Source organism: Clostridium sardiniense (assembly GCF_050584765.1).
Taxonomy (GTDB): domain Bacteria; phylum Bacillota; class Clostridia; order Clostridiales; family Clostridiaceae; genus Clostridium; species Clostridium sardiniense_A.
Map to the genome: position 1 here is coordinate 136,603 of NZ_JBNOOR010000003.1, position 26,329 is coordinate 162,931.

27 protein-coding genes are annotated in these 26,329 nt (G+C 29.3%); 11 read left to right on the forward strand and 16 right to left on the reverse strand.

The window, feature by feature from the left end:
- Positions 1–37: 37 nt before the first annotated feature.
- Positions 38–838 (reverse strand): HAD family hydrolase, encoded by an 801-nt coding sequence (locus ACQPUW_RS14460; protein WP_430838199.1) that lies wholly within the window; start codon positions 836–838, stop codon positions 38–40.
- 11 nt (positions 839–849) lie between these two features.
- Positions 850–1,623 carry an SDR family NAD(P)-dependent oxidoreductase gene (locus tag ACQPUW_RS14465; protein ID WP_430838200.1) on the reverse strand — a complete coding sequence of 258 codons (774 nt, stop codon included), beginning with the start codon at positions 1,621–1,623 and terminating at the stop codon, positions 850–852.
- 374 nt (positions 1,624–1,997) lie between these two features.
- Here ACQPUW_RS14465 and ACQPUW_RS14470 point away from each other — a divergent pair, with 374 nt between their 5' ends.
- From ACQPUW_RS14470 to ACQPUW_RS14480, 3 genes are all read left to right on the forward strand, one after another.
- Positions 1,998–2,333, forward strand: a complete 336-nt coding sequence (locus ACQPUW_RS14470) for a PadR family transcriptional regulator (protein ID WP_430838201.1) — start codon at positions 1,998–2,000, stop codon at positions 2,331–2,333.
- Positions 2,330–3,637 carry an FtsW/RodA/SpoVE family cell cycle protein gene (locus tag ACQPUW_RS14475; protein ID WP_430838202.1) on the forward strand — a complete coding sequence of 436 codons (1,308 nt, stop codon included), beginning with the start codon at positions 2,330–2,332 and terminating at the stop codon, positions 3,635–3,637. The genes ACQPUW_RS14470 and ACQPUW_RS14475 overlap by 4 nt, the downstream gene beginning before the upstream one ends.
- A gap of 102 nt (positions 3,638–3,739) precedes the next feature.
- Positions 3,740–4,234, forward strand: a complete 495-nt coding sequence (locus ACQPUW_RS14480) for a hypothetical protein (RefSeq protein ID WP_430838203.1) — start codon at positions 3,740–3,742, stop codon at positions 4,232–4,234.
- A 67-nt stretch (positions 4,235–4,301) separates the two neighbouring features.
- Here ACQPUW_RS14480 and ACQPUW_RS14485 read toward each other — a convergent pair whose 3' ends face one another.
- From ACQPUW_RS14485 to proB, 5 genes are all read right to left on the reverse strand, one after another.
- Positions 4,302–5,318 (reverse strand): TDT family transporter, encoded by a 1,017-nt coding sequence (locus tag ACQPUW_RS14485; RefSeq protein ID WP_430838204.1) that lies wholly within the window; start codon positions 5,316–5,318, stop codon positions 4,302–4,304.
- Between the two features lie 327 nt (positions 5,319–5,645).
- Positions 5,646–6,566, reverse strand: a complete 921-nt coding sequence (locus ACQPUW_RS14490; protein ID WP_430838205.1) for a TraB/GumN family protein — start codon at positions 6,564–6,566, stop codon at positions 5,646–5,648.
- A 276-nt stretch (positions 6,567–6,842) separates the two neighbouring features.
- Positions 6,843–7,292 (reverse strand): GNAT family N-acetyltransferase, encoded by a 450-nt coding sequence (locus ACQPUW_RS14495; RefSeq protein ID WP_430838206.1) that lies wholly within the window; start codon positions 7,290–7,292, stop codon positions 6,843–6,845.
- Positions 7,293–7,363: 71 nt separating this feature from the next.
- Entirely contained in the window at positions 7,364–8,608 is a 1,245-nt protein-coding gene (locus ACQPUW_RS14500) for a glutamate-5-semialdehyde dehydrogenase (RefSeq protein WP_430838207.1), read from the reverse strand.
- A gap of 1 nt (position 8,609) precedes the next feature.
- A complete protein-coding gene (gene proB, locus ACQPUW_RS14505; RefSeq protein ID WP_430838208.1) occupies positions 8,610–9,428 on the reverse strand; it encodes a glutamate 5-kinase in 819 nt (272 codons plus the stop codon).
- 492 nt (positions 9,429–9,920) lie between these two features.
- Between proB and ACQPUW_RS14510 the strand changes: the two genes are divergently transcribed.
- Positions 9,921–10,628, forward strand: coding sequence for an MIP/aquaporin family protein (locus ACQPUW_RS14510; RefSeq protein ID WP_430838209.1), 708 nt, complete (start codon positions 9,921–9,923; stop codon positions 10,626–10,628).
- A gap of 29 nt (positions 10,629–10,657) precedes the next feature.
- Complete coding sequence (gene glpK, locus ACQPUW_RS14515; RefSeq protein WP_430838210.1) at positions 10,658–12,154, forward strand: glycerol kinase GlpK; 1,497 nt, start codon at positions 10,658–10,660, stop codon at positions 12,152–12,154.
- 74 nt (positions 12,155–12,228) lie between these two features.
- Here glpK and ACQPUW_RS14520 read toward each other — a convergent pair whose 3' ends face one another.
- The gene (locus tag ACQPUW_RS14520; RefSeq protein WP_430838211.1) at positions 12,229–12,576 is read right to left on the reverse strand and encodes a hypothetical protein; all 348 of its coding nucleotides are present in this window, start codon (positions 12,574–12,576) and stop codon (positions 12,229–12,231) included.
- Positions 12,577–12,797: 221 nt separating this feature from the next.
- Here ACQPUW_RS14520 and ACQPUW_RS14525 point away from each other — a divergent pair, with 221 nt between their 5' ends.
- Complete coding sequence (locus ACQPUW_RS14525; RefSeq protein ID WP_430838212.1) at positions 12,798–14,153, forward strand: YjiH family protein; 1,356 nt, start codon at positions 12,798–12,800, stop codon at positions 14,151–14,153.
- A gap of 94 nt (positions 14,154–14,247) precedes the next feature.
- Positions 14,248–14,529 (forward strand): hypothetical protein, encoded by a 282-nt coding sequence (locus ACQPUW_RS14530; RefSeq protein WP_430838213.1) that lies wholly within the window; start codon positions 14,248–14,250, stop codon positions 14,527–14,529.
- Between the two features lie 141 nt (positions 14,530–14,670).
- Here ACQPUW_RS14530 and ACQPUW_RS14535 read toward each other — a convergent pair whose 3' ends face one another.
- Positions 14,671–15,492, reverse strand: a complete 822-nt coding sequence (locus tag ACQPUW_RS14535; RefSeq protein ID WP_430838214.1) for an alpha/beta fold hydrolase — start codon at positions 15,490–15,492, stop codon at positions 14,671–14,673.
- Positions 15,493–15,849: 357 nt separating this feature from the next.
- Here ACQPUW_RS14535 and ACQPUW_RS14540 point away from each other — a divergent pair, with 357 nt between their 5' ends.
- Positions 15,850–16,035: a hypothetical protein gene (locus ACQPUW_RS14540; RefSeq protein ID WP_430838215.1), complete on the forward strand. Its 186-nt coding sequence runs from the start codon at positions 15,850–15,852 to the stop codon at positions 16,033–16,035.
- A 13-nt stretch (positions 16,036–16,048) separates the two neighbouring features.
- Entirely contained in the window at positions 16,049–16,297 is a 249-nt protein-coding gene (locus ACQPUW_RS14545) for a spore coat protein (RefSeq protein ID WP_430838216.1), read from the forward strand.
- A gap of 87 nt (positions 16,298–16,384) precedes the next feature.
- Here the strand turns inward: ACQPUW_RS14545 and ACQPUW_RS14550 are convergent, their stop codons facing one another.
- The 4 genes from ACQPUW_RS14550 to ACQPUW_RS14565 form a co-directional block, all read right to left on the reverse strand.
- Positions 16,385–17,320 (reverse strand): DUF2935 domain-containing protein, encoded by a 936-nt coding sequence (locus ACQPUW_RS14550; RefSeq protein WP_430838217.1) that lies wholly within the window; start codon positions 17,318–17,320, stop codon positions 16,385–16,387.
- Positions 17,321–17,541: 221 nt separating this feature from the next.
- A complete protein-coding gene (locus tag ACQPUW_RS14555; RefSeq protein ID WP_430838218.1) occupies positions 17,542–17,862 on the reverse strand; it encodes a DUF5661 family protein in 321 nt (106 codons plus the stop codon).
- A gap of 64 nt (positions 17,863–17,926) precedes the next feature.
- Entirely contained in the window at positions 17,927–19,933 is a 2,007-nt protein-coding gene (locus ACQPUW_RS14560; protein ID WP_430838219.1) for a molybdopterin-dependent oxidoreductase, read from the reverse strand.
- 29 nt (positions 19,934–19,962) lie between these two features.
- Positions 19,963–20,922: an alpha/beta hydrolase gene (locus ACQPUW_RS14565; RefSeq protein ID WP_430838220.1), complete on the reverse strand. Its 960-nt coding sequence runs from the start codon at positions 20,920–20,922 to the stop codon at positions 19,963–19,965.
- A 114-nt stretch (positions 20,923–21,036) separates the two neighbouring features.
- On the opposite strand from ACQPUW_RS14565, the gene ACQPUW_RS14570 reads away from it, so the two are divergent.
- The gene (locus ACQPUW_RS14570; protein ID WP_430838221.1) at positions 21,037–21,474 is read left to right on the forward strand and encodes a GNAT family N-acetyltransferase; all 438 of its coding nucleotides are present in this window, start codon (positions 21,037–21,039) and stop codon (positions 21,472–21,474) included.
- Between the two features lie 102 nt (positions 21,475–21,576).
- Here ACQPUW_RS14570 and ACQPUW_RS14575 read toward each other — a convergent pair whose 3' ends face one another.
- Both ACQPUW_RS14575 and ACQPUW_RS14580 read right to left on the reverse strand, forming a co-directional pair.
- Complete coding sequence (locus ACQPUW_RS14575; RefSeq protein WP_430838222.1) at positions 21,577–23,280, reverse strand: ABC-ATPase domain-containing protein; 1,704 nt, start codon at positions 23,278–23,280, stop codon at positions 21,577–21,579.
- Positions 23,281–23,285: 5 nt separating this feature from the next.
- A complete protein-coding gene (locus ACQPUW_RS14580; RefSeq protein WP_430838223.1) occupies positions 23,286–23,870 on the reverse strand; it encodes a DUF1836 domain-containing protein in 585 nt (194 codons plus the stop codon).
- Between the two features lie 220 nt (positions 23,871–24,090).
- On the opposite strand from ACQPUW_RS14580, the gene trhA reads away from it, so the two are divergent.
- Positions 24,091–24,738 (forward strand): PAQR family membrane homeostasis protein TrhA, encoded by a 648-nt coding sequence (gene trhA, locus ACQPUW_RS14585; protein ID WP_430838224.1) that lies wholly within the window; start codon positions 24,091–24,093, stop codon positions 24,736–24,738.
- Positions 24,739–24,803: 65 nt separating this feature from the next.
- On the opposite strand, the gene ACQPUW_RS14590 is transcribed toward trhA, so the two are convergent.
- Positions 24,804–26,240 carry an NAD(P)/FAD-dependent oxidoreductase gene (locus ACQPUW_RS14590; RefSeq protein ID WP_430838225.1) on the reverse strand — a complete coding sequence of 479 codons (1,437 nt, stop codon included), beginning with the start codon at positions 26,238–26,240 and terminating at the stop codon, positions 24,804–24,806.
- Positions 26,241–26,329 lie beyond the last annotated feature (89 nt).

A 26,329-nucleotide genomic window follows, 5' to 3' on the forward strand; every position in this document is an offset into this window, starting at 1 on the left:
CAAAGCTTTTAAATCTCTCCGTAAGGAGAGATTTTTTTTAGATTTTTTCCATGAATTTTACAATATAAGTAATAGGATTATCATTATTGCTTGGTGCTATGTATTTAGTATTAGCTTTTAACTTTTCATTACCATTATTAACTACAAAACCATAGTGAGCTTCTTCTATAAGTTCTTTATCATTCATGTTATCCCCTACTGTAACTATCTTTAAATCTCTTAGATTATAGTCATCTACTAAATCTTTAAGTGCATGACCTTTTGAAGTATATCTAGGCACGACCTCAAGAAAATTATCACCGCTTCTTATTGGAATCTCACTATCGTATTTTTCTTTAAATTCTTCCTCAATCTCATCTAATACTTCCTTGTCCCCTACAACTAAGATCTTAGTCCATTTCTTTTTCCATACATCTTCATTTATATCATAAATCACATTGTATCCTTTACCTGTGAACCTCTTTGTGTATTTGCAATCTTTAAATATGTATATATCTTCTTCTGAATAAACTTCTATTCCAATATCACTTCTGCTATTAAGGATTTTATTTATTACATCTTTTCTTTCTTCTTCTAAAAAATATTCTTTAATGATTTCTTCTTTTGAATAGTCATAAACCTTACTTCCGTTATATAAAATTATTGGTAAGCTAAGATTAAGTTCTCTTGCAAATCTACTAGCTGATGGAAGCATCCTTCCTGTAGCTATCGTAAATAGTCCACCGTTATCCATAAAATACTGTATTGATTTTTTATCTTCATCTGAAATTACTCTTTTATCATTTAATAATGTTCCATCCATATCTGAAACTAAAATATAACCATTAAAATTTCCCATACCTTTTCCTCCTATTTATTTGTACTAAATATTATTTTTCTTATTATGCTTCTAGGTAAAAATTTTGTAGCTATTACAATTAATTTATTTTTAAAACCTGGTATTATAATAACCTTACCTTTCTTAAATCCATCATGACCTTCTTTAGCAACATCCTTTGCATCCATTAAATATTTCTTTGCCTTTTCTGATTTTATAATTCCTGCATTTTCTTGAAAAGATGTTTTAACTGGTCCAGGACAAAGGCAACTTACATTAACTCCAAATTCTTTTGCCTCTTCATAAAGTGCCTCTGATAATGTAAGTACATATGCTTTTGAAGAGTAATAAGTACTCATTTTAGGTCCACCAACGAAAGCTGCTGTAGATGCCACATTTAGTATTCCGCCAGATTTTCTCTCTTTCATTTTTGGTAAGAAATATTTTATAAGCTTAGTTAACACTATAATATTTATATCTATAAGTTTTATATCTTTATCCACATCTATTTCATCAAAATATCCAAAACTTCCTAAACCAGCATTGTTAATTAAGTTATCCACAACCATATTCTTTTCTTCCACAAATTTTATAAGTTTCTCACAAGAATTATCCACACTAAGATCTAAACTTAAAGTTTCAACAGATATATTAAATTCTTTTTCTAAATTTTCTTTTACTCTTTTAAGCTCATCTTCTTTTCTTGCTACTATAATTAAATTATTTTTATCCTTTGCAAATAACTTCGCAAGTTCTATACCTATCCCCTTTGTTCCGCCAGTTATTAGTGTATATTTTTTATCCATAATATTTTTAGTTCACTCCTAAATATAATTAACATTTATTCTTATAAAGTTTTTCACCTTTTGCTTTCTATTATTTTACAATAATAATATTTAGAATTATAGTCCTAGTCTAAATTTACACTTATATAAAGCCATAAATACTGACTTTAAATTTATATTTTAATATAACTTCCTTTTGCATAATTAGTATTTTTTGGGATAAAAGTATTGTATTTGTAAATATATTCTAATATAATTATACCTAGATAATCTATGCATAGATTATCTAGGTATAATTTGAATTCGGAATTAATGGTTCCAAAACTATTAATATAAATTACTTTATATTAAATATCTTAGTAAAACCATTAGTCTAAAATAAAGGAGGCATAATCTTGAAGGTAAATAAGGAATTAATGAAAGGTAGTACATCGCTTCTTATTCTTGGGTTATTAAACAGAAAAGAAATGTATGGCTATGAAATGATCAAGGAAATTGAAGTAACCTCAAATGGAGTTTTCTCCTTCAATGAAGGTACACTCTACCCTATACTCCATGCACTTGAAGGAGAAGGTGCCATTGAATCATTCTGGAAAGAGGGAGAGACTAAAAGAAAAAGGAAGTATTATTGCATCACTAACACAGGAAAAAAACATCTTAAAGAAAAAGAAGATGAGTGGAATTTATTTAGTACAACTGTAGATAAAGTTTTAGGGGGAACTACAGCATGAATATAGAAAATAATAAGCTTGTTAATGACTACTTAGACAATGTTTGCTCAAATATAAAAAATACTAGAATGCATAATGAGATACGTGCGGAATTATTGTGCCACATTGAAGATAGATTTCTTTCAAATCTAGATAAGGGGTCAGATGAGGAAGGAGCTATCGAAAATGCAGTTACGATTATGGGTGATTATAGAAAGGTTGGTGAGGATTTAAATAAAATCCATAAACCATCAATTGAATGGGGTATATTAATATCAACATTATTAATATTATCTATAGGATTAGTCTCTTTAACTTTTACATCAAATTACTTAGATGTAAGAGAATTATATATTAATAAAAGTATTATATTTTCTTTCATAGGAATAGTTTCACTATTTTTATGTAGCTCATTCAATTATATTAAATTAAAGGTATCGTCTAAAAAAATATATATAATATCTATATTGTTATTATTACTTTGCTTATTCTCTGGGACAGTGGTAGGCGGTAGTAGATCATTTTTAGTATTAGGTTCCTTTTCTATAAATATATTAGAACTCTCTCCTATACTTATACTAATTTCATTATGCAATTTAGTTAAAGAATTTAAAAAATGTACAACTAAAATGGATTTTCTAGAGGTATACACTCTATGCTTTATGCCATTAATTCTTATGATTGCATTTCGTAGTATTTCTTGCATAGCTATATATTTTATTGGAGTATGTGCAATTTTAAAAACTAAAAAATATAAAAATAAATATATACTAATTCCTATTTTTGTATGCTTCTTATTGTTTTTACTTGCTTTGAATAGTTATAGAATTGAGAGATTAACTTCATTTTTAAATCCATATTTAGATCCACAAGGTAGCACTTATATATATAATCAAATACAAACTGCTCTTCATAATTCTGTTTTAATAGGTGAAGCTAATAACTTTATCCCTAATTTAATTCCAGAAGCTCATAGTGATTTTATATTTATTTTTATAATATATAGATTTGGCTACTTAGCAGGAGCTACCACAATTTCATTATGTGGATTCTTATTATTTAAAATATCAAAAATATTAATGAAAGTAAAAAATACTTACAATAAATCATTAGTGATTATACTGCTTACTACTCTTTGTATTAAGTTTATATATAGTATTCTTATGAATTTAGGAATGGCCCCACACATACCAATTTCTATTCCATTTTTAAGTTATGGTGGAACTTCAGGAATAATAAACTTAATGTTAATTGGGTTAATACTGAATATATATAAAATAAGAAACTTATCTAATATAGAGAGTTTGAATACATGCAATAAATAAAAGTAGCTTATGCTACTTTTATTTATTATCTAGGTCTTGTAGTATAATAAGTATATAAGTAATTTTTAGTATTATTTCCATATGATGAGAGGATGATATTCTATGAAGATGATTAACAAAAGAAGAGTGGCCATTATATCAGCAAGTTTAGCCATTATTATTTTCCTATGCTTTAAAACGTTTACAGCATTTGCATTTCACAATCCACAGGAACTACTAAAAGATCCTGAACAAAAAACTTCAGCACTATATTATGATAGTGAGGAAAACAATAATGAACAATTAGTAGCTTTCAAAAAATTATCTGGAATTACTACTTTAAGCAAAATTCATATTAAAGATAATGGTAATTTTACTATTAAATACGATAGCAAAATTTTAGGTGGCAATTTAAATATCTATGTTGTTGATAAGGATGATAATATCATTAATGAAATACCATCTAATAAATCTGGATCTATGGTGATAAATTCTAATGATAAACAAGATTTTTCAATAAAACTATGTGCCAAAAAATCAAAAGGAACTATCGAACTTAAAATTATTCCAAAGGATAATTTAGATATTAAATATAATAATGAAATATCTAATTCTTAAAATAAAAAAATACAGGTTACATCTTTTTTATTTAAAGATGCAACCTGCCTTTAATACTTCTATTATCTTATTTAGAATATAAAGAACCACCTATTATCTTCTCTTCTTTTTCTATATATTTGCCCGCTCTAGGATTAATAGCTTTAATAAACATATTTAAGAAATTTAGTAATATAAATAATACTACATAAGTTGCTATAAATATTTCTATATTTCCTAATAATTCAAAAACATTTCCTAATGATATATTTCCTAATCCCATGCAGTAATCTGATAATTTATATGCTGCAAGAGTTGCTATAGCTAAAGGGAATGTAAATGCTGCATATGCTGGTTTAAAACCTTCTTTAAATAATTTCAAAATGTATCCATATACAACTACAAGTAAAATTAATCCTGTAATAACTAACCAAGCTAACATATATTTATTTGGATTTGGTTCTATTGTTAATATTCCAACTACTCCAAGTGGAGCTGGTGAACAAATTATACCTACTGTTGGAAGCTTATGATCATCTAGTTTTTCACTTCTAAATACTATATAAAGAACTAATGGTAATAATAGTGTATAAAATACAAATCCAAACATAAGCATGAAATGAGCTATTTGTGGAATTTGAGGTATAACCCCATCCATTCCTTTACTAGCAACACTACCTGTTATCATACCTGTATATACAATAAAACAAGTTGGCATTATATTACTAAATTTTCTCTCTTTAATTCTTATTATTGTATAGAAAATTACTATTGCATAGTGATATACTGCTGCACCAATCCATAAGTAACTACAAAGAACTGGGAAACTAGGGTAGAAATATGCTGATACAAGCCATACTACCATACCAATAGTTGGGTAAAATGTACCTGTAACAGGATTTTTTAATTCCTCCCACATAACTTTTGGAAATCTAATTAATCTTATTAACATTAATGCTAACATGCATACTGCAATGAAAATTGCTATTGGTTTGAAATAATTCACATCTTTTATTATCCAAGAATTACTTAATGTTATAAATGCTAAACATGTACCACTTATACCAATAGGGTAATTTTTTAATTTATCTAAATATTTTTTCATATTTAATAATCACCTCTTATCTTACCTTGTCGTTAGTTATCAATTTATTTATAATTATCAATTCATTTAAATCATCATTAAATAACTTTAATTATATTATATGATCACACTATATATAAGTAAAATATTTTATTTTTATAATAATCATATACTTTTACCTATATAATAAAATACGTTTTTATTAAAATTCAATTCACTTGATTCAACTACGCTTAAAATCATTATAATATAATGATTTTAAATTTTAATTAGCTTAATATAAACTGTTTATGAAAAAACAAGATACACCTTATTTATTTAAGATGCATCTTGCCTTTAATATTTTTATTATTCCATTATATTAACTTCATAGCCCTTATCTTTCATCATTTTAACGATTCCATCATCTCCAAAGAAGTGAAGTGCTCCAACGGCTATAGTATATGTCTTATCTTCATCAAAGAATTTTTCCATCTTTTTAACCATCGCTTCATTTCTCTTAGTTATCATAAGATCATAACTTTCTGGACTTTGCTTTTGAGTTTTTATCGCATCCTCCATTACCTTTGTATCACCTTTTACGTATCCATCCATTAATCCTTCTGAATACTTAATAACCTCTTTCCCACTTTCTATGAATTTTCCTTCTTCGTGAGCATCTAAAGTAGCTTTTAATGCTTTTATTCCATTTATTTGTTTCAAAAGATCCATTTGAAAATCAATAGACTCTAATTGGGCTACCTCTTTTTTACTATCTTTTATCTCCTTCATTAACATATCATCAAATGTTTCCATAGTAAGACCTGCTTTATCATATAAAACTGCTTCAAGATTATTTATAATCATATTAGGCTTTAATATTTTTATCTTTTCATACTCAATTCCAGTTTCATTACATATTGACTTAAGTTTCTCAACTTGCTCTTTACTTAATTCTTTTTCAATGGAATCATCCCCACTATATACTCCATCGGCATTAACCTCTAATATTTCATCCTGTGTTGGATTAATTTCAACTGCTAGTACATCTGTTTCTTTAACTATATTATTTACAGTATCAGTAAAGTAATCATACCCTTTATTTATAGGATGCATCGTACCTATTAAGTACATAATTTTATCATCCTTTTTTACTTCCCACTGAAATCCATTAGCCTTTGGAGTAGCTGATACCTCTTCCTTTTTAGAACATCCAAATAATATAGTAGTGAAGAAACTTCCCACTATTAAAAGTGATGCTATTCCCCTTTTATGCTTTTTTATAAACATCCCCCATACACTCTCCCTTTTTAGTGTTTATCTATAAATTAATTGTAACATATTTTACCAGAATTCATAATATATATTAGATATGGATTTGATTTGATATAAATGTAATTTGATATAGATGTAATTTGATTTTATTTATAATTTATAGTATAATTTATTTGAATATTCAGATAATTTATGGTAAGAGGCAGTTACTTGATTTTTTAAGAACTGACCAAACTTACTTTCAATAATACCTTTAAAAGCCTTCAAGACTTACCGTCTGAAGGCTTTTTACTATACATTATAAATCATTTTAACATGAGGAATTCCCGCTTCCTCATATTCATCTGATACTACTGAAAATCCAACTGATTCATATAAACTCTTTATATATGCTTGAGATGATAATTTTATCTTTTTATCATCAAAATTTTCTTTTATATATTTTATAGCTGCCCTTAATACAACTCTCCCAAGTCCATAACCCCTATACTCTTTCTTTACTAACACCCTCCCTATACCAGGTGCATCTTCATATCCAATCCCTTTTGGTAATATTCTAAGATAAGCTGCTATTTTATCGCCATCCTTAGCATATATATGTATACAATCTTTATCCTTTCCATCAAATTCATTTTCACATGTTATTTTTTGTTCACAAGCGAAGACTTCAAATCTTTCTTGTAAGATTCTATATAAATCATCTCTTGTAAGTTCATCAAACTTTTCAATACAAAGTCTCATAAAATTCTCTCCTCCTTTTATATAAAGCCCACTCTAAAATCTTAGAGCGAGCTTAATTATTCATAACTTATTTATCTAATTTGTCCATTACCAAATATAATATATTTAACTGTTGTAAGCTCTTTAAGTCCCATCGGTCCTCTTGCATGAAGCTTTTGAGTGCTTATTCCAATCTCAGCTCCAAATCCAAATTCTGATCCATCAGTAAATCTTGTTGATGCATTTACATAAACAGCTGCTGCATCAATCCTTTGTAAGAATTTTTGAGAATTCTCATAACTCTTTGTAACAATAGCTTCTGAATGTCCAGTATTATATTTATTTATATGAGCTATAGCTTCATCTATATTTTTTACTACCTTAACGCTCATTATATAGTCTAAGAATTCTTTATAGAAATCTTCTTCTGTAGCTTCTTCCATATCCTTTACTATTTCTCTTGCTCTTTCATCGCCTTTTAAAAGTACATCTTTTTCTCTTAAAGCTTCTGCAAGTATTGGAAGTAATTCTTCTACAACATCTTCATGTATAACTAAACTTTCTGCTGCATTACATACTGCTGGTCTTGATGTTTTCGCATTAACTACAATATCTTTTGCCATTTCAAAGTCACACTCTGAATCCACATAGATATGACAATTTCCTGTACCTGTTTCAATTACAGGAACAGTTGCATTATTAACTACCGCATTTATAAGTCCTGATCCTCCTCTTGGAATTAGGACATCTATATAATCATTTAATCTCATCATCTCTGTAGCTACTTCTCTACTTGTATCTTCAACAAGTTGAACGGCATCTTCTGGAAGATTTGCTTCCTTAAGCCCTTCTCTAAGAACCTTTATTATCGCCATATTTGAATTTATAGCTTCTTTTCCACCTCTTAATATTACTGCATTTCCTGTCTTTAAGCAAAGCCCAGCTGCATCGCAAGTAACATTTGGTCTTGCCTCGTATATTATTCCGATTACTCCCATAGGAACTCTCTTTTGACCAATTTGAAGTCCATTTGGTCTATTCCACATTCCTATAACTTCTCCAACAGGGTCTTGCAGATTTATAACTTGCATTAATCCATCTGCCATACCTTCTATTCTACTTTTATCTAATGATAATCTATCGAGCATAGCTTTACTTGTTCCGTTTTCTACTGCCTTTTGTAAATCCTTTTTGTTTTCCACTATTATTTCATCTGACTTTTCTAAAAGCTTTTTTGCCATATTCTCTAAAGCCCTATCTTTATCCGTAGTGGTAAGATTAGCTAATACATATGATGCTTCCTTTGCCTTTTGCCCTTTTACAATTAACTCACTCACTTTAATTCTCCTTCCTACCCTTTAAAAATAATGTTCCTATATTTTCTCCATTTACTATATCTAATAGTATCTTTGGTTCCTCACCATTTGCTAAAATCATATTTATTCCTGAACTATTTGCAACCTTTGCAGCTGCAAGCTTAGTAATCATTCCACCTGTACCAAAGCTTGTTCCTGCACCACCTGCCGCTGCTTCTAATTCCTCTGTTATTTCATGAACTTCAGTTAAAAGCTTAGCATCTTCATTAGTTCTTGGATCTTTATCATAGAATCCATCTATATCTGAAAGTATTATAAGAAGATCTGCATCACAAAGTCGTGAAACTATAGCTGACAGATTGTCATTATCTCCAAACTTAACTATATTCTCTATTTCATCAATTGAAACTGTATCATTTTCGTTTACTATTGGAATTACTCCCATTTCTAATAATGTATTAAATGTATTACATACATTGTTTCTTATATGATCATCTTCAACAACATCTCTAGTAAGTAATACTTGACCTACCGTATTGCTATATTCTCCAAAAAATTTACTATATATATGCATTAATTCACATTGACCTATTGATGCAACTGCTTGTTTCTCTCTAATACTTTGGGGTTTTTCTTTAAGCTTTAACTTGCTACTTCCAACGCCAATTGCACCTGATGTAACAAGTACAACTTCTTTGCCAGAATTCATTAAATCTGATATAACTCTAGTTAATCTTTCGATTCTAGTTAAATTAATATTTCCATTCTCGTAAGTTAATGTAGACGTTCCTACTTTTATAACTATTCTTTTTGAATCTTTTATTTCATTTCTATTGCTCATATTGTGTACAGCCCCTTGTATTAATTTTATTTATTAAACTGATTTTATTATATCTTTTTATTATTATATTTACTATAAAAGTTTAATTACTTTATATAGTATACCTCAAAAATATAATGTTTTTTATTAAAACTGTTAAAATAAGTAACCTATTATTCATTATTTTTATATTAAAAGCATATTAAAATAATATATTTATAAATTGTTTTTACTCCCTAAAAATCTTTTTACATATCTAGTCAAAAGTGTTATACTATTATTGTAAACATTTTCAATAAATAAAAATACATTTACGTTTGATAATTAAATAAAATGAATATAATTTGTGTGATAGAGATTTAGAGAGTTAAGCATAAAGAAGATTGTCATCTTTTTGCTTAGCTTTTTTATTTTATTATGTAACCTAAGATTATTTGATTTGTTCATTAACAATATTTTTAACCTATTGCTAATGTTCATATTATAAAAATTAATTCTAATGGGGGTATTTTTATGATCAATTTTCTAGCTGAGATGATTGGAACAATGATCCTAATTTATTTAGGTGATGGGGTTGTTGCAAACGTTGTCTTGAAAAAAACAAAAGGCACAAATGGTGGCTGGATGGTTATTACTACTGGCTGGGCTTTTGCTGTCGCTATTCCTGCATTCATATTTGGTGCTACAAGTGGTGCTCATTTTAATCCAGCACTAACTTTAGCATTAGCATCTATTGGGGATTTCCCTTGGAGTCAAGTTCCTATGTATATAACCGCTCAAATGATCGGTGCTTTCTTAGGTGCTTTACTGGTATTTATTCAATATTATAATCATTTCGAAGAAACTGATGATAAAGATGGCAAGCTTGGAGTATTCTGTACAGGCCCAGCTATAAGAAATGGTAAATTTAATTTCATCAGTGAATTTATAGGAACATTCTTATTAGTTTTTGCTATTCTAGGAATAAGTGCAGTTCCAATGGCAAATGGATTAAATACACTTGCTGTAGGACTACTAATCTGGGCAATAGGCTTAAGTTCTGGAGGAACTACAGGTTATGCAATTAATCCTGCGAGAGATTTAGGTCCAAGAATAGCTCATGCAATCTTACCAGTGCCAGGAAAGAGAGATTCTGACTGGAAATATGCATGGATTCCTGTAGTTGCACCTATCTTAGGAGCACTAGTTGGAGCATTTACATTTATATACTTATTTAGATAATTAATATTTTTAATTTAGAGGTGAGTGGAATGAAAAAATATGTAATAGCATTAGATCAAGGAACTACAAGTTCAAGAGCGATTATTTTTGATAAAGATCAAAATATAATTGCAGTTAGCCAAAAGGAGTTTACTCAAATATATCCAAAAGAAGGATGGGTTGAACATAACCCTATGGAAATATGGGCATCTCAATTTGCAGTGCTTCAAGAAGCTATAGCTAAAAGTAATATAAATCAAGATGAAATTGCAGCAATAGGTATAACAAACCAAAGAGAAACTACGATAGTTTGGGATAAAAATACAGGAACTCCTATATATAATGCAATAGTTTGGCAATGTAGAAGAACTGCCCCTATATGCGATAAATTAAGAGAAAAAGGATTAGAAGAATATATAAAAGATACTACTGGATTAGTTATAGATGCTTATTTCTCAGGAACAAAAATAAAATGGATACTTGATAATGTTGAAGGCGCTAGAGAAAAGGCTGAAAAAGGTGAATTATTATTTGGAACAGTTGATACATGGCTTGTTTGGAAGCTTACAAATGGAAAGGTTCATGTAACTGACTATACTAATGCATCAAGAACTATGCTATTTAATATAAAAGATTTAAAATGGGATGAAAAATTATTAAATGAATTAAACATACCTCAAAGTATGCTCCCAGAAGTTAAAAGCTCATCAGAAATCTACGGATACACTAATTTAGGTGGAACAGGTGGAGTTAGAGTTCCAGTTTCAGGTATGGCAGGTGATCAACAAGCTGCTCTATTCGGACAAACTGCCTTTAATAAAGGTGATGCTAAAAATACCTATGGTACTGGCTGTTTCTTACTTATGAATACAGGTAATGAAATGGTTAAAAGTAATAAAGGACTTCTAACAACAATAGCAGCAAGTACTAAGGATAATGTTCAGTATGCTTTAGAGGGATCTATATTTGTTGGTGGCGCTGTTATACAATGGCTTAGAGATGAATTAAGATTAGTAAATGATGCTGCTGATTCTGAATATTTTGCTAAAAAAGTTAAGAATAATGGTGGAGTATATGTTGTACCTGCCTTTGTAGGTCTTGGTGCACCTTATTGGGATATGTATGCCAGAGGCGCAATCCTTGGATTAACTAGAGGATCTAATAGAAATCATTTGATAAGAGCAGCTTTAGAATCAATAGCTTATCAAACTAAAGATGTTTTAGATGCAATGGTTTCTGATACAAATTGCGAAGTAAACGTTTTAAGCGTTGATGGTGGTGCAAGTAGAAATAAATTCTTAATGCAATTCCAATCTGATTTAATAGGTAAAAAGGTAGAAAAGCCAATAATAGTAGAAACAACAGCACTTGGTGCTGCTTATTTAGCTGGATTATCAGTTGGATTCTGGAAAGACAAAGAAGAAATTAAGTCTATGAAATGCATTGGTGAAACATTCATTCCTAAAGCTTCTAAGGCTGATATGGATAAATATTATGCTGGATGGCAAAAGGCTGTTAAGAGATCAATGGATTGGGAAGAAGATTAATTAATAAAATTTAACTATAAAAAGAACTATCAATTATAATTGATAGTTCTTTTTTTGTTTAATGTTTTATCAATCTATTTACTGCTCTCTTTATAGTTATTGATTGTAGATTGTACACTATTTATTGATTGATCAACTGACTTTAAGGAATTTTGAATTAAGCTCTTATTTTGCTCTTTTTCTGCCGATTCAATGGCTTCATTTAATTTTGTTTTGGCCTTATTTAATTCATCTAAGCAGCCCTTTACACTTTCTATTGCATTTTGTGTATTTTGCGCATTTTGTGCACCTTGCGTATTTTGTACACCTTGCGTATTTTGTACACCTTGAACATTTTGTGCACCTTGCGCATTTTGTACACCTTGAACGTTTTGTGCACCTTGAGTATTTTGCATATCCTGTGCATTTTGTGCCATTGTCATTGCAATTCACCCTCCTTCATCTCTTTTTACATTAATAGTATCTGTATTTTTTCTTCCCTGATGCATGGCTATTTTAGGTCGCCCTGTTAATATTTTATGTATAATTTATGAATATTTTTATTAAAAAGGGTATCTTTTTTTTATATTTTACGTTATTATGTATATATATTGTATATTTATAAGGAAATTATGCATAAAGTTTATATAAAGGGGAGTTAATTATGGAAAAGGTAAATACTAAGTATCACCCGGAATCATTGTTTAAATTTATAATACCATCTTTAATTGGAATATCTTTATTTATGATACCAATGAAAATAGAGGGACAGATAACTATACCAATAGCATTTATGGCTAATTTTATTGAGGGAAATTTTACAGAATTACTTAAGTTTATGGCATTAATACTTATTTCATTATCAGTTATAGGTAGTGTCGTTATAAAGTTATTTAAACCAAAATTTTTAACTGAAAATAATTATTTAAATAATTTATTTAATGTAACACCACTATGGTTTATTGCTAGAATCTTAGGAATGATTTTTGTTATATGTGCATTTTTTGAAATTGGACCAGAATTCATATGGTCAGAAAATACTGGCGGACTTGTTTTAAATGATTTATTACCTATACTAATAGCAGTTTTCCTATTTGCAGGATTCTTACTTCCACTACTTTTAGATTTTGGACTTTTAGAATTTGTTGGATCACTTCTTACTAAATTCATGAGACCTATATTTAACTTACCAGGTAGATCTTCAATTGATTGTATAGCTTCATGGCTTGGTGATGGAAGTATTGGAATACTTTTAACTTCAAAACAATACGAACAAGGTTTTTATACTAAAAGAGAAGCTGCTGTAATTGGTACAACATTCTCTGCTGTTTCAATTACATTCTGTCTAGTTATAATATCTCAAGTAGGACTTGCTCATATGTTCCTACCATTTTATTTAACAGTTACACTTTCAGGAATAGTTGCTGCAATAATAATCCCTAGAATACCACCTCTTTCAAGAAAGAAAGATGAATACTTTGGCGGTCAGGACTCAAAAAATTTAGAAGTTATACCAGAAGGCTATACTCCATTTTCTTGGGGACTTGAAAAAGCTGTAGAAAAGGCTAATGACAATACTGACCCAAAAGAATTTGTTATATCAGGAATAAAAAATGTACTAGATATGTGGATTGGTGTTCTTGCAATAGTTATGGCTATGGGCGGAATTGCACTTATGATTGCAGAATACACTTCAATATTCCAAGTTATGGGTACACCATTTATTCCATTATTAAAATTACTTGGTGTTCCAGAAGCTGCCGCTGCTGCTCAAACATTAGTTGTTGGATTTGCTGATATGTTTATTCCATCAGTTCTTGCAACTAGCATAACTAGTGAAATGACAAGATTTATAGTTGCTTGTATCTCAGTTACTCAACTTATCTATATGTCAGAAGTTGGTGGACTTTTACTTGGATCAAAGATTCCAGTTGGTTTAAAAGACTTAATAATATTATTTATTGAAAGAACTATTATAACACTACCTGTTATTGTTCTAATGGCAAATATATTCTTTTAATTAAAAACCTCATCTAATAGATGAGGTTTTTGTTTAATATGAAGTCATATATGGTATAATCTGTATAATATATTTAAATTAGGAGGTGATTACTTTGTTTAGTTTCACTAAAACGTGTCCTAAATGTAAAGAAGATTTTAAAGTTACTCAAGTAAAAATGAGTAGAGTTACAAAATGTCCTCATTGCAGAACACCTTTAATAGCTACCTTATCTAATACTTTCGTTGCAGGAATATGCTTGGTTATAGGCTATGGTATATCTCAAATCCTATCATCAAAAGGAATTGTTCCCTTCTACATTCCATTTGTAATAATAGCTCTAATTACATTATTTTTAGTAGAACCAATTACCATGAAGTATAAAATAAAGGAATAGGGTTAAATTCCCTATTCCTTGTGCTTTATAATAATTCTTTTAACTTATTTATGCAAAGTAATAATTAAAGTAATATTATTATTTTGAAGGTATATATCAATAATATACATATTCATATTATATGATATCCATTATATAAGTTTAATAATACTTCTCTTCAATAAAACATCTTACTTCCCTATTAAACCTATCTTTTTCATCATAAAATAATCCATGACCACTTTTTTCAAACTTTATAAGCTTAGAATTTCTAATAAGTTCTCTTTGTGCTTCACCAAGTGGAGGTAAAACAACTTTATCATGAACACCATGCAAAATTAATGTAGGAACATAAATCTCCTCCAAATCTTCAAATAAGCATTCATTAATCCAAGTATTAGCGATTGCTGCTGTAGACCATCCCGCTGCTTGAAATCCTAATTGTAAAAACCATTCAGAAAATGGTCTACTTATCTTCTTATAAAAGAATATCTTACCAAAGTCCTCTAACATTTTAGGTCTATCTCTATACGTTCCCTCTATAATATCTTCAACTGTCTCCACTTTTGCTCCATAAGGAAAACCTGGTCGCTTTATAAGACTAGGAGCCGCTGCCGCACAAAGTACAAGTTTTGATACCCCATATTGTTCATGCCTTGCCATATATCTTGTAGCAATTGCTCCGCCGGTAGAATGTCCCAGTAATGTACAGTCTTTTAATTTTAACTTTTCCATAACACATCTTACATCATCAGCTAATGTATTATAATCATATCCATCTTTTGGTCTATCAGACTTACCAAAACCTCTTTGGTCTAATCCAATACATCTATATCCCTTCTTTGAAAAATAATCAAATTGATATTCAAACAGCTCATGACTACCTGGCCATCCATGCAAAAATACAATTGTTTTATTTCCTTCCTCATTAAGGTCTTCTACATATACTTTTACATTTGAATCAACTTCAACATAATATCCCATTATTTAATTCCCCATTATTTAAGAGTTTTCATTATTATAATACTCTATCCACGTATATTTGTGAGTTCAATATACTATGTTTAGATACTTATATATATATTTCGTCAATGAAGCAATAAATAATGCATGTTTTTTAAGCTATTGAATTATTAGCTTCTCTTCTATAATTTCTAATAAAATAATTTACTACACTTAAATTTTATAATTTATTTTTATCTATAAGCATTAATTATATACTAATCTAAATATACCATTATTAGAATTAATAATCTAAAATAACCATGTCCTAATTAAGAATAACTTTTTACTAGATTGCAGATATTAATATAGAACATTAAACAAAAGGAGTTGAATATTGTGGCTAATTTAAATGAATTAGAATTACAACACTTACGTCACCTAATCGGTGGTCATTGTACAGTTGAAAAGAAGTTAACAGATTATGCTAACCAATGTACAGATCCAACATTAAAGCAAATGTTACAAAAAGATGCTCAGGATGCTAAAACAAGTAAAGACAAATTAATGTCATTCTTAGGATAGGAGGTAGTATTTTATGCAAGAAAAAGAAATGATAAATGATTACCTTGCTGGTTTAAAGGCTAGTATAGCTGGCTACGGAGGTATAATAGCAGAAACAGAAAATAAAGAACTTCGTGAAACTATTCAAATGATGAGAAATCAAGATGAAACTCGTCAATATGCTCTTTTCCAAAAAGCAAGAGAAAAGGGATATTACGTGCCTGCAGCACAAGCAACACAACAAGAAATCTCAACAGTAAAGCAACAAGTATCACAAGGCTAATCTTAAATAAAAAGAGGTGAATTTTTTAAAATTCACCTCTTTCCATTTATTAATATCTCATAAATAATTTTAAATTAAATATAAGCTCTAACATTCTTCCATTTTGCCTTTATATTTTTCTAATATTCTAATATAATGATTAGCTTCCCTTAGTACATGGTCTCCAAGGAGAGGTAAAATTATGGATCGTATTTTACATTCATCTATACCCTTTGTTCCAGCTTGCTTAAAATCCTTAATCTTAATTGTTTCATTTAGAGTTTCCATAGTAACATCAGACATTGTTTCATCAGTCATTCTACGTGTCTTTTTAATAATCATATCATACTCTTTAGCAATTTCATTTGAAGTCTCAATTAAATTATTCTCAGTCGGATCAAGTAATCCTCTAATAAATAATGCATGTTCCATCATAATTCTATCCCAAAATAGTTGAGTTTCTTTAATATCCCTATTATCAATCTCCTCAACATCTTCATTATTCTCAAGCTTTATTATATAATCACGATATAATTTTGCCTCTCTGATTATATGTTCAATAAGCAAAGGATAATTCATTGTAAATAATTCACAGCACAATACACAATCTAATACTCTCATCTTTAGATCTATAAGTCCATCCACCAATCTCTTTGCTTTCTTATTAAGCTGCTTTACTTCTTTTACTGTTTCAGATTTAATATATTTATGTTCTTCACAATGCAGCCTTAACTCCATCATAGTTATCTTTTCATTTATCTTTATACCTGTTAAGTGTTCTGTTTTTCGTTCCGTACTCAATGTGTAGTCAGTAAAAAATTCTCCAGAATCTAATACCTCTTCCCTAATTATGCCGTCGCTTAGTTTAACTGCATCTGATAAAACTTCCTCAAATCTTCGCTTATAACCATCTGCCTCTTTGGCAAGTTTAGAATCTTTAGGTGTAAATCCTGCTTCTAAAAAAAGAGAATGCTCTTTCATTATTCTTGCAAAAAATAAATGTAATTCCAACGATAGTACAACATATTTTTTATTACTTATCATAACTCTCCTCCAAAAAAAAATTTATTATATTATATTCTTAAAGGCTAGTTTAAGTTCCTATCATCTTTAAGGACACTTTACATTCAGATAAATCTTTCTAAATATAAAAAGCAGCCTATAAAAGACCTCTTATATAAAATGATAGCAATTTAAAAGTATATGAAAAAAGATATACAACCTTATAAAAATTGTATATCTAATTTATAAATAATATATCTATGTTATTTTTTTTTGCTCCAATAAGCCTCAGCTTCAGATTCAAGCTTTTTAAGTCTTGTATAATAATCCGGAAATTCCATCAAGTGTGCCAAAGCTATTTTACCCGTTAATATAGGATCATCATGTGTAACATCAGTCCTTGGCGATCTACTTCCATGCTCAAGTTCTACATCTAATCCCATTCTAAATTGCTCTATATCAAACTTTTCTTTAGAAAAATCAATTTTTAAGTCTTTAGCTATCTTTTTTGCTTCTTCAAGAGTGAAAGATTTCTTATTTGGATCTCCTCTAAATCTCATTATTACCCAATCATTATGCTTCATTTTCTCATTCCATAAATATTATTTTTCAAGGTTATTATATGCTTTATATACAAAATGTGAGACACTATTTACTTTTAGTTTCTATCTCTACAAATGTCTCATTATACGTTACTTGTCCACCTATATCTGATATTCCTGACTCTGTTAATAAATTAGGATTTCCATGTTTATTCCACCAGCCTACATACATCATCACGACCTCATCACTTATAGAATTATCTATGTTAAGCTCTATTTTTATGCTACCATTCTTTGATTTTAAGTTTACAATTTCACCATTAGATACATTTACACGTTTTGCCATATTATCATTTATATAAGCTTTAGATATACCTTCTGTATCCATAAAATGCTGACTAGATAGAGAATCCCTACCATGATTGGTTAATAATCTAAACTTACCTTTCCTATTATCTGTGAAGTCATCTTTATATAAAGAAATTTCAAACTTGCCTGACGGTGTTAAGAATTTTTTATCTTCCCAGGGAACACTCTTGTGTATTGTTATATATTCATTTTTTATTTTATCTAATGATATATCTTTATAATACTCTTTAAGTGGTTCTATTACCTTAGTTAAATATTCTTTCTTTGAAACTAATGGGTATTCTTTTATCCCCATTCTCTTTGCTAATTCCCTAAAGAAATAATACTCATCCATATACTTATTCTTAGGTTCTACAAGTTTCTCATTATAAATAATATATGGATTTGTCATTGAGCTAAATAGTAAATCTTCACTTTCTAATGTGCTTGTAGTTGGGATAAACATATCACACATATCTGCTGTATCTGTCATAAACATATCAAAACAAACTTTAAATTCAATCTTATTTATTGAACACTTAAGTTTACTTAAATCGGCTAATTGGTTTAATAAATTACTTTTAGTTATAACAGCCATCTTTATTGGAATATTTAACTTCTCTAAATCTTCCTCGTCATCTATATCCTTAGTAAAGATTCTATTTTTATAATAAGTATCCCCTTTTATTGTTTCATCAATAAAATCACTCATATCACTTACATAAAACAGTCTATTATCACCGAAATTTTCGCTATTATAAGGATCTCCATTTACTATTTTAGGGTAAACTTTATTGGCATAGTTCACTCCTCCACCGCTAAAACCTATTTGTCCTGTTATAGCACCTAAAGTATCTATAGCTCTAATTGTATTTCCGCCATTTTTATACTTTTGCATTCCATAACCTAATAAAAGTGTAGAGTATTTATTAGTATATAACTCAACTAATTTTTCTACATCATCTCTAGATACTCCAGATCTTTTTAAAAGTTCATCTAGGTCTAATGATTCAATATATCTTCTATAATCATTAAATCCTAATACATATGAATCTATATATTCAAAATCACATAAACCTTTTTCTATGATTATCTTTCCCATTGCTAAAGCTAAAGCACAATCTCCACCAGGCTTAACTCTTATATATAAATCAGAGATTTTAGCAGTTTCAGTATAAATAGGATCTATTACTACTATTTTGCTTCCATTAGCCTTAGCTTTTCTAATCATTTGCATGGTATGAATAGTAGTAAATGCAGGATTTTTACCCCAAACAAATATGCTTTTGCTATTTAACATATCTTCTAATGAATGGCTTCTAACATCTCCAAAATCATATTTTTGTGCTGTTATTCCAGCGCTCCAACATGGTCCCCCCTTTGATGTACTTACACCACCATACATATTAAAAAATATATTACCTATGCTCTTTAATATAGCCCCATTACCGTATTGTTCATAGTACATAATTGATTTTGAACCAAAATCAATTTTATACTCTTTTAATTTCTCCGCCATTATATCTAAAGCATCATCAAAGGATATCTTCATCCACTTATTATCTCTTTTTATCATAGGACTATATATTCTATCTTTATGATTTAATCTATCTAAATGAGCTAGTCCCTTTTTACATACAAATCCTTTAGTGTACGGATGTCCCTTATCACCTTCTATTTTGATTATATTATTCTCCTCAACATAAACATTGAATTTACAACAATCAAAGCAGTCTAAAGTACAACCATGGCTTAATTTCCTCATAAAGTGCCCCCTTATTTCTATAAAGTATTTTAAATATTCTTATCTATAAATTTCTTTATTGTATCCCAGTAAAGTTCAGGATTTACTGTTGCTGCCTTAGCATGTCCAGCACCTTCTATTACTAATTTTTCCTTCTCAGAGCCTGCTGCATTATATAGTTCATCTAGCATAAAATATGGAACGAAATCATCTGCATCACCATGTATAAATAGCATAGGTGTCTTTGATTTAGCAACCTGCTTTATTGCAGATCCTTCTCCAAGCCAATATCCAGCTCTTATCTTACTAACTATACTCGCTGCATTCATTACTGGGAATGATGGCAACTTAAAAAGTGCTTTTAATTGATATGAAAATTCATCCCAAGCTGAAGTATAACCACAATCCTCAATTATAGCTTTAACATTGCTTGGAAGCTCTTCTCCCGCTGTCATCATAACTGTAGCGGCCCCCATTGATACTCCATGAAGTACTATATTTGCATTCTTATCTTCTTCTAGTATATGATCTATCCATTTTATAATATCTAATCTATCGTCCCATCCCATGCCTATATAGTCACCTTCGCTTTTTCCGTGCCCTCTTAAGTCCGGAATTAGTACATTATATCCCATATCATAAAAAGGTTTTGCAAAGCTAGACATTTGCTTTCCTTCACTAGTATATCCATGAACAACTATAACCCAGTTGTTTGTTTTCTTTGTATTTCTAACTTCATAGCTATGAAGTTTAAGTCCATCATTAGACTTTACATATTTATCTTTATAATCTGATTCAGCTAAAAGCCATTCTAGGTCTTCAGATCTAGTTTCCCCACTAGTTTCATCTTGAGATACTGCATCACTGCTTGCTTCTTCAGTTGCACCAAATATTACATCTTTTGATATGTGTGGATTAAGTGCTAAATTATAAAAATAATTTCCTACGAAACCTAATACCCCACCTAATAATATTAAAATTACTACTAATATAGAAATTATTATTTTCATATTTACATCTCCCCTCCTACTTAATAATATACTAAAATTTTATTATATACTGTTCACAAATAACTATATATAATAAAATCTTAATATAAATACATTAATTTGGGGTGAATTTTAATGAATGAGATAATGATAAAAGAAGTATTTTTTAATACTCCAGAATATGAATCTGAATTAGAACTTAGAGATAAGGTTTTAAGAAAGCCTTTAGGAATGAATATATCAGATGATGATTTAGAAATAGAACTAAATGATTATCATATTTGTGCGCTTATTAATTCTAAAGTTGTGGGTACACTTCTACTAAGGAAATTTAATAATACTACACTTCAAATGAAACAAGTTGCTGTAGATGCGTCCCTTCGTAATAACAATATCGGAAGAAACCTTATATCTTTTGCAGAAAACTTTGCTAAAGATAAAGGCTTTACTAAAATAATATTAAATGCTAGAAAGACAGCTATACCATTTTATGAAAAGATTAATTACGTAAAGATAGGTGATGAATTCACCGAAGTAGGAATTTTACATATAAAAATGACTAAAGATTTATAAGTACAAGGTCATTTTGCTTACAGATTGAATCATATAATTAATCACTAAAAAACAGTAACTAGATATGTCTTCGTACAAATCTAGCTACTGTCATTTTAAAATTTACTTTATTCTAAGCTTTCTATATCTATTAAATGCGGCCATTATTTCTTGTCTTCTTGGAAGTGCTAAATTTCCAGCTCCACCTTTTGTTCCACTAATTGATAGTAATCCTTTATTCTTTATCTCATCTATTATTTTATCTGTTATTTCAATCATAGTAAGATTATTATTAACTAATTTATCATCAGCCCATTTCATCACATTTCCGATTGTAGTTACTTGCTCTCTATCTATTATTTGTTCAACGGATCTTAAGTTTACTTCTTCTTTATTTATGTTAAGCCCATCTATTCCTAAAGTTTTAATTTTTACACCCTTTGGACCTTTTTCTATTGATCCTTTTAATAACTTTCTATCAAAGCTTATGTTAATCTTTAAATCTCTATCTTGTATTCTCTTAAGAATTAACCCTTTAGATAATTCCTTAGCTCTTGCTGTTACATCCTTTGGCTCATATGCATCCATTTGAATTACAGTATCTGCAATATCAAAATAATCTCCTGAACTTCCAACAACTATAATAGTTGATATATCATTCTCTTCATATATTCCTCTAACAAGTTCTATGAATGGTGTTATTGGTTCATCCTCATTAGATACTAAGCTTTGCATAACATCATCTCTAATCATGAAATTAGTTGCAGATGTATCTTCATCTATAAGTAACAGACTACTACCTGATTCCATAGCTTCAACTATATTTGCAGCCTGTGATGTACTACCACTAGCATTTTCACTTGTAAATTTCTTAGTATCTTTCCCGTTTGGGAGATTATTTATAAATAATGATATATCATCCTTTATTATTGCTCTTCCATCTTCTGCTCTAACTTTCATGGCAGTACCATCAGTTATTACATACTCTCTTCCATCACCTTCTATGTGATTATATACTCCAAGTTCTAAGGCGTTTAAAAGGGTTGATTTACCATGATATCCACCACCAACTATTAAAGTTATGCCCTTTTTTATTCCCATACCTTTAATTAATCCTTTGTTTGGTAAATTTATTGATACCTCTAATTCCTTTGGTGATATAAATTCTTTTCCATCTCTTAATGGTCTAGTCGATACACCACTTTCCCTTGGTAATATTGATCCATTACCAACAAATGCAACTAAACCTAGTCTTTTAATTTCTTCCCTTATAAACTCTTGATCACACACAAGCTTAACTCTATTTATAAGTTTATTTTTATTTAGATTTTCATATTTTAAGCTATTATCTACTATCTTAGGTAAGAAATCATAAAGTATCTTTTGAAGTTCTCTTCCTAAGACACTTCTTCCTCTAGCCGGAAATCCAACTTCAAATCTTGCTTCAATTTTATCTTTATTTATAACAATAGCCGTTCTATCTAATATTTCTTGTGGACATCTACTTATATTTATCATTCCACTTTTACCCGATCCCATAACTCTTTCCCCAAATTTATTTATATTTTGAGAAAAAACTCTAGTTATAAAATCCTGAACTGCTATTCTTTTATGATTTTCATTAAATAAATCATATGGAATCTTATTTACATTACTTTTCATACTTACTCTTATTCTTGATGGTGATGCAAATGGATCTCCTTGAACATGATCTATATGAAGGATATAATCTGAAAAATCATAATCTCCCTCTAAAGTTTTATATGCCTTATATCCTCTACCATCTATAGAGTCTATCTGCTTCTTTAAATCATTTAAATTTTTCATAAATTTTATTTCCCTCCTTCTTTAGTTAAGAACTCATCTATAATTTTTTCGCCCATCCTTCTATACATATTACTCATATTAATCATTGAACATAGAAGTAAAAACTTTTCTTCAAAATCCTTATCTTTATCATTCTTAACCTTATTTCTTACTAATTCACCCTTTTCACAAACACTATTTTTAAAACTATCTAAATCTTCTTCGCACTGTTCTAAATAAGCATTATACACCTCTCTTAAAGGATATTCTGATCCATCTTCAAATTCTTTTACTATATGATCTAAAGATGATTTTATATCACTTATTGATAAACCACCTTTTAAATTATAAATAAGGCTCATAAGTATTAAATGCTCTTTTGAATACTTCTTATTTTTAATTGGCATAAGAAGCTTACCCTTAGCATAATTATTTATCATTGTTTTTGTTAATACCTTATCTTCTTCATTTCTTTTAGCGTCATTATATTTACTCTCAAATAATTGTATAACTTGATCCATATATAGATCTATTTCTGGAATATCATCTAATCTAATATTTTTCTCTAATGCCATTTCCTCTATCAGTTTTATTATTTGTTTTTTTTCCATAACTTCACTTCCCAATCTAGTTTCAAAAACTACGTGTCAAAATATCTATATTTTAATAATAATAGTATTTCGGAGATAATTCAATATTTTTACAGTATTTTAAGTATTTTTACTCATTTTTGAGTCAATAATAACTTTGACCATATTTAGTTATAAATAATATAATAACATTATAATAAGTAGTTATAAAAACTACGTGGAATTTTTTGGAGGTTTAAGTATGGATAAATATTTTAGAGAACCAGTAAATGGGCTTACTCACCTTATAGGTGCTGCTCTTTCATTAGTAGGATTAATAGCTTTAGTTATAAAGGCGATATTAACCCATAGTGGATTTATTGCTATACTGTCAGTTATTATGTTTGGAATCAGCATGATTTTGCTTTACTCAGCTTCTGCCACTTATCACTCAGTTATTTCTACCGAAAAGGTAATATATAGATTAAAAAAATTAGATCACTCAATGATATTTGTACTTATCACAGGTTCATATGCCCCATTTTGCTTAGTAGCACTTAACAATAAAACTGGATTAATTTTATTTGGTGCTGTACTAACTTCAGCAGTGCTTGGAATTATCTTTAAGATGTTTTGGGTTGGTTGTCCTAAATGGGTTTCAAGTGTAATGTACATTGCAATTGGTTGGTTTGCTATATTTGCAATATACCCATTATCACAAGTATTAGCACCACCAGCTTTATTTTTATTAGTTCTTGGAGGAATTATGTACACAATCGGTGGAGTTATCTACGCCTTTAAAGATGATAAATTCCAAATAGGACCTTTTGGTACTCATGAAATTTTTCACATATTTATAATGCTTGGAACTCTATGCCACTTTATAGCAGTATTCTTTTACGTTATTTAATATAACAAAATGAGTGTCTTTACTATTATTTATATAACAGTAAAGACACTCATTTTATGTTTATATTAAAGTTTCATTATATCCATTCTTTTAACTCTATTATGGATATCTGAAGACCTTGGTGATAAACCGCCTACATCTTCTTCCTTTATATTTAGAGTTTCTGCAATAAGCTTTTTAACTCTTGGTCTACAAAACGCACCTTGGCATGTACCCATTCCTGCTCTTGTACGCCTTTTAACAGCATCTATAGATCTAATCTTTATCTCTCTAGTTAGTGCATCTACTATTTCAGTTTCAGTGACTGTTTCGCATCTACATATTATATGCTTCTTTGGATCTATTGCATTTATATCCCCTTTAAAATTTTTATCCTTTTTAATAAATATAGGTTTCCTATAAGCAATAAAGTCTTTATTTTCTTCGAATTTTAATCCTGAATCTTTAAGTATTCCAATTACCTTATTTGCTATTGCAGGTGATGATGTAAGTCCTGGAGACTCTCCTGTTACATTTAAAAATCCTTTAACCCTAGTCTCTTCTACTATAAAATCTTTAGTTGAACTAGTTGGCCTTACTCCAGCAAAGGAAGTTAATGCCTTCTTCATATCAAATTCGCTTACAGATTGTCTTGCAGCATCTACAATTTCTCTAAGGGATTTTTCATCTGTTGATACATCATCTTTATGAGCAACTTGCTCTGCGTCTGGACCTATTAAAAGATTGCCATGATAAGTTGTTGTAACTAATATCCCCTTTCCCTTTTTAGTAGGCACTTGGAATATTACTTTATTAACTAAATACGCTTGATCTTTATTAAATATTATATATTCGCCCTTTCTAGGAATAATATCAAAAGTATCCACTCCTATCATTTTTGAAACTTTATCGCTATAAGCGCCTGCTGCATTTATTACATATCTAGATTCAATAATTCCTTTATTAGTTTTAACTTTAAATATATCTCCTGACTTTTCAAGCCCTATAACTTCCTCACTTAACCTTAATTCCATCCCATTTTTTATAGCATTCTCTATAAGGGCTATAGTAAATTCATAGGGAGAGCACACCCCTGCCTCACTACAATATAATGCCCACTTTACTTCCTTATTTAGATGAGGCTCCATTTTAATTACTTCTTCACCATCTATTATTTTAAGTCCACCTACTCCATTTTCTATACCATCATTATAAAGTTTTTCTAAATGCTCCTTCTCTTCATCTGAGAATGCTAATACCAAAGAGCCTGTCTCTCTATAACCAAAGTTTAAATCTTTCTCTAGGTCAGCAAACATTCTATTGCCTCTAACGCAAAGCTCAGCCTTTAATGTTCCTGGAGTATCTGCATATCCGCCATGTACTATTCCACTATTAGCTTTAGAGCAGCCGCAGCTAACATCATCCTCTTTTTCTATCATACAGACTTTTAATTTGTATTTTGAAAGTTCTCTAGCGATGTTTCCACCGATAACTCCACCGCCAATTATTACAACATCATACATAATATCGCCCCTTTAATAATAATTTCTATTATCTGATAGTTCTTAACATCAATTATATCACCAATCTAAACATTTACATAAATAAATAA

What these genes read in the sequence shown, in the direction of transcription:
- ACQPUW_RS14460 (WP_430838199.1), bottom strand. Translation starts at nt 838, where the DNA reads ATGGGAAATTTTAATGGTTATATTTTAGTTTCAGATATGGATGGAACA.
- ACQPUW_RS14465 (WP_430838200.1), bottom strand. Translation starts at nt 1,623, where the DNA reads ATGGATAAAAAATATACACTAATAACTGGCGGAACAAAGGGGATAGGT.
- ACQPUW_RS14475 (WP_430838202.1), top strand. Translation starts at nt 2,330, where the DNA reads ATGAATATAGAAAATAATAAGCTTGTTAATGACTACTTAGACAATGTT.
- ACQPUW_RS14480 (WP_430838203.1), top strand. Translation starts at nt 3,740, where the DNA reads ATGAAGATGATTAACAAAAGAAGAGTGGCCATTATATCAGCAAGTTTA.
- ACQPUW_RS14485 (WP_430838204.1), bottom strand. Translation starts at nt 5,318, where the DNA reads ATGAAAAAATATTTAGATAAATTAAAAAATTACCCTATTGGTATAAGT.
- ACQPUW_RS14490 (WP_430838205.1), bottom strand. Translation starts at nt 6,566, where the DNA reads ATGTTTATAAAAAAGCATAAAAGGGGAATAGCATCACTTTTAATAGTG.
- ACQPUW_RS14495 (WP_430838206.1), bottom strand. Translation starts at nt 7,292, where the DNA reads ATGAGACTTTGTATTGAAAAGTTTGATGAACTTACAAGAGATGATTTA.
- proB (WP_430838208.1), bottom strand. Translation starts at nt 9,428, where the DNA reads ATGAGCAATAGAAATGAAATAAAAGATTCAAAAAGAATAGTTATAAAA.
- ACQPUW_RS14510 (WP_430838209.1), top strand. Translation starts at nt 9,921, where the DNA reads ATGATCAATTTTCTAGCTGAGATGATTGGAACAATGATCCTAATTTAT.
- glpK (WP_430838210.1), top strand. Translation starts at nt 10,658, where the DNA reads ATGAAAAAATATGTAATAGCATTAGATCAAGGAACTACAAGTTCAAGA.
- ACQPUW_RS14520 (WP_430838211.1), bottom strand. Translation starts at nt 12,576, where the DNA reads ATGACAATGGCACAAAATGCACAGGATATGCAAAATACTCAAGGTGCA.
- ACQPUW_RS14525 (WP_430838212.1), top strand. Translation starts at nt 12,798, where the DNA reads ATGGAAAAGGTAAATACTAAGTATCACCCGGAATCATTGTTTAAATTT.
- ACQPUW_RS14535 (WP_430838214.1), bottom strand. Translation starts at nt 15,492, where the DNA reads ATGGGATATTATGTTGAAGTTGATTCAAATGTAAAAGTATATGTAGAA.
- ACQPUW_RS14545 (WP_430838216.1), top strand. Translation starts at nt 16,049, where the DNA reads ATGCAAGAAAAAGAAATGATAAATGATTACCTTGCTGGTTTAAAGGCT.
- ACQPUW_RS14550 (WP_430838217.1), bottom strand. Translation starts at nt 17,320, where the DNA reads ATGATAAGTAATAAAAAATATGTTGTACTATCGTTGGAATTACATTTA.
- ACQPUW_RS14555 (WP_430838218.1), bottom strand. Translation starts at nt 17,862, where the DNA reads ATGAAGCATAATGATTGGGTAATAATGAGATTTAGAGGAGATCCAAAT.
- ACQPUW_RS14560 (WP_430838219.1), bottom strand. Translation starts at nt 19,933, where the DNA reads ATGAGGAAATTAAGCCATGGTTGTACTTTAGACTGCTTTGATTGTTGT.
- ACQPUW_RS14565 (WP_430838220.1), bottom strand. Translation starts at nt 20,922, where the DNA reads ATGAAAATAATAATTTCTATATTAGTAGTAATTTTAATATTATTAGGT.
- ACQPUW_RS14570 (WP_430838221.1), top strand. Translation starts at nt 21,037, where the DNA reads ATGAATGAGATAATGATAAAAGAAGTATTTTTTAATACTCCAGAATAT.
- ACQPUW_RS14575 (WP_430838222.1), bottom strand. Translation starts at nt 23,280, where the DNA reads ATGAAAAATTTAAATGATTTAAAGAAGCAGATAGACTCTATAGATGGT.
- ACQPUW_RS14580 (WP_430838223.1), bottom strand. Translation starts at nt 23,870, where the DNA reads ATGGAAAAAAAACAAATAATAAAACTGATAGAGGAAATGGCATTAGAG.
- trhA (WP_430838224.1), top strand. Translation starts at nt 24,091, where the DNA reads ATGGATAAATATTTTAGAGAACCAGTAAATGGGCTTACTCACCTTATA.
- ACQPUW_RS14590 (WP_430838225.1), bottom strand. Translation starts at nt 26,240, where the DNA reads ATGTATGATGTTGTAATAATTGGCGGTGGAGTTATCGGTGGAAACATC.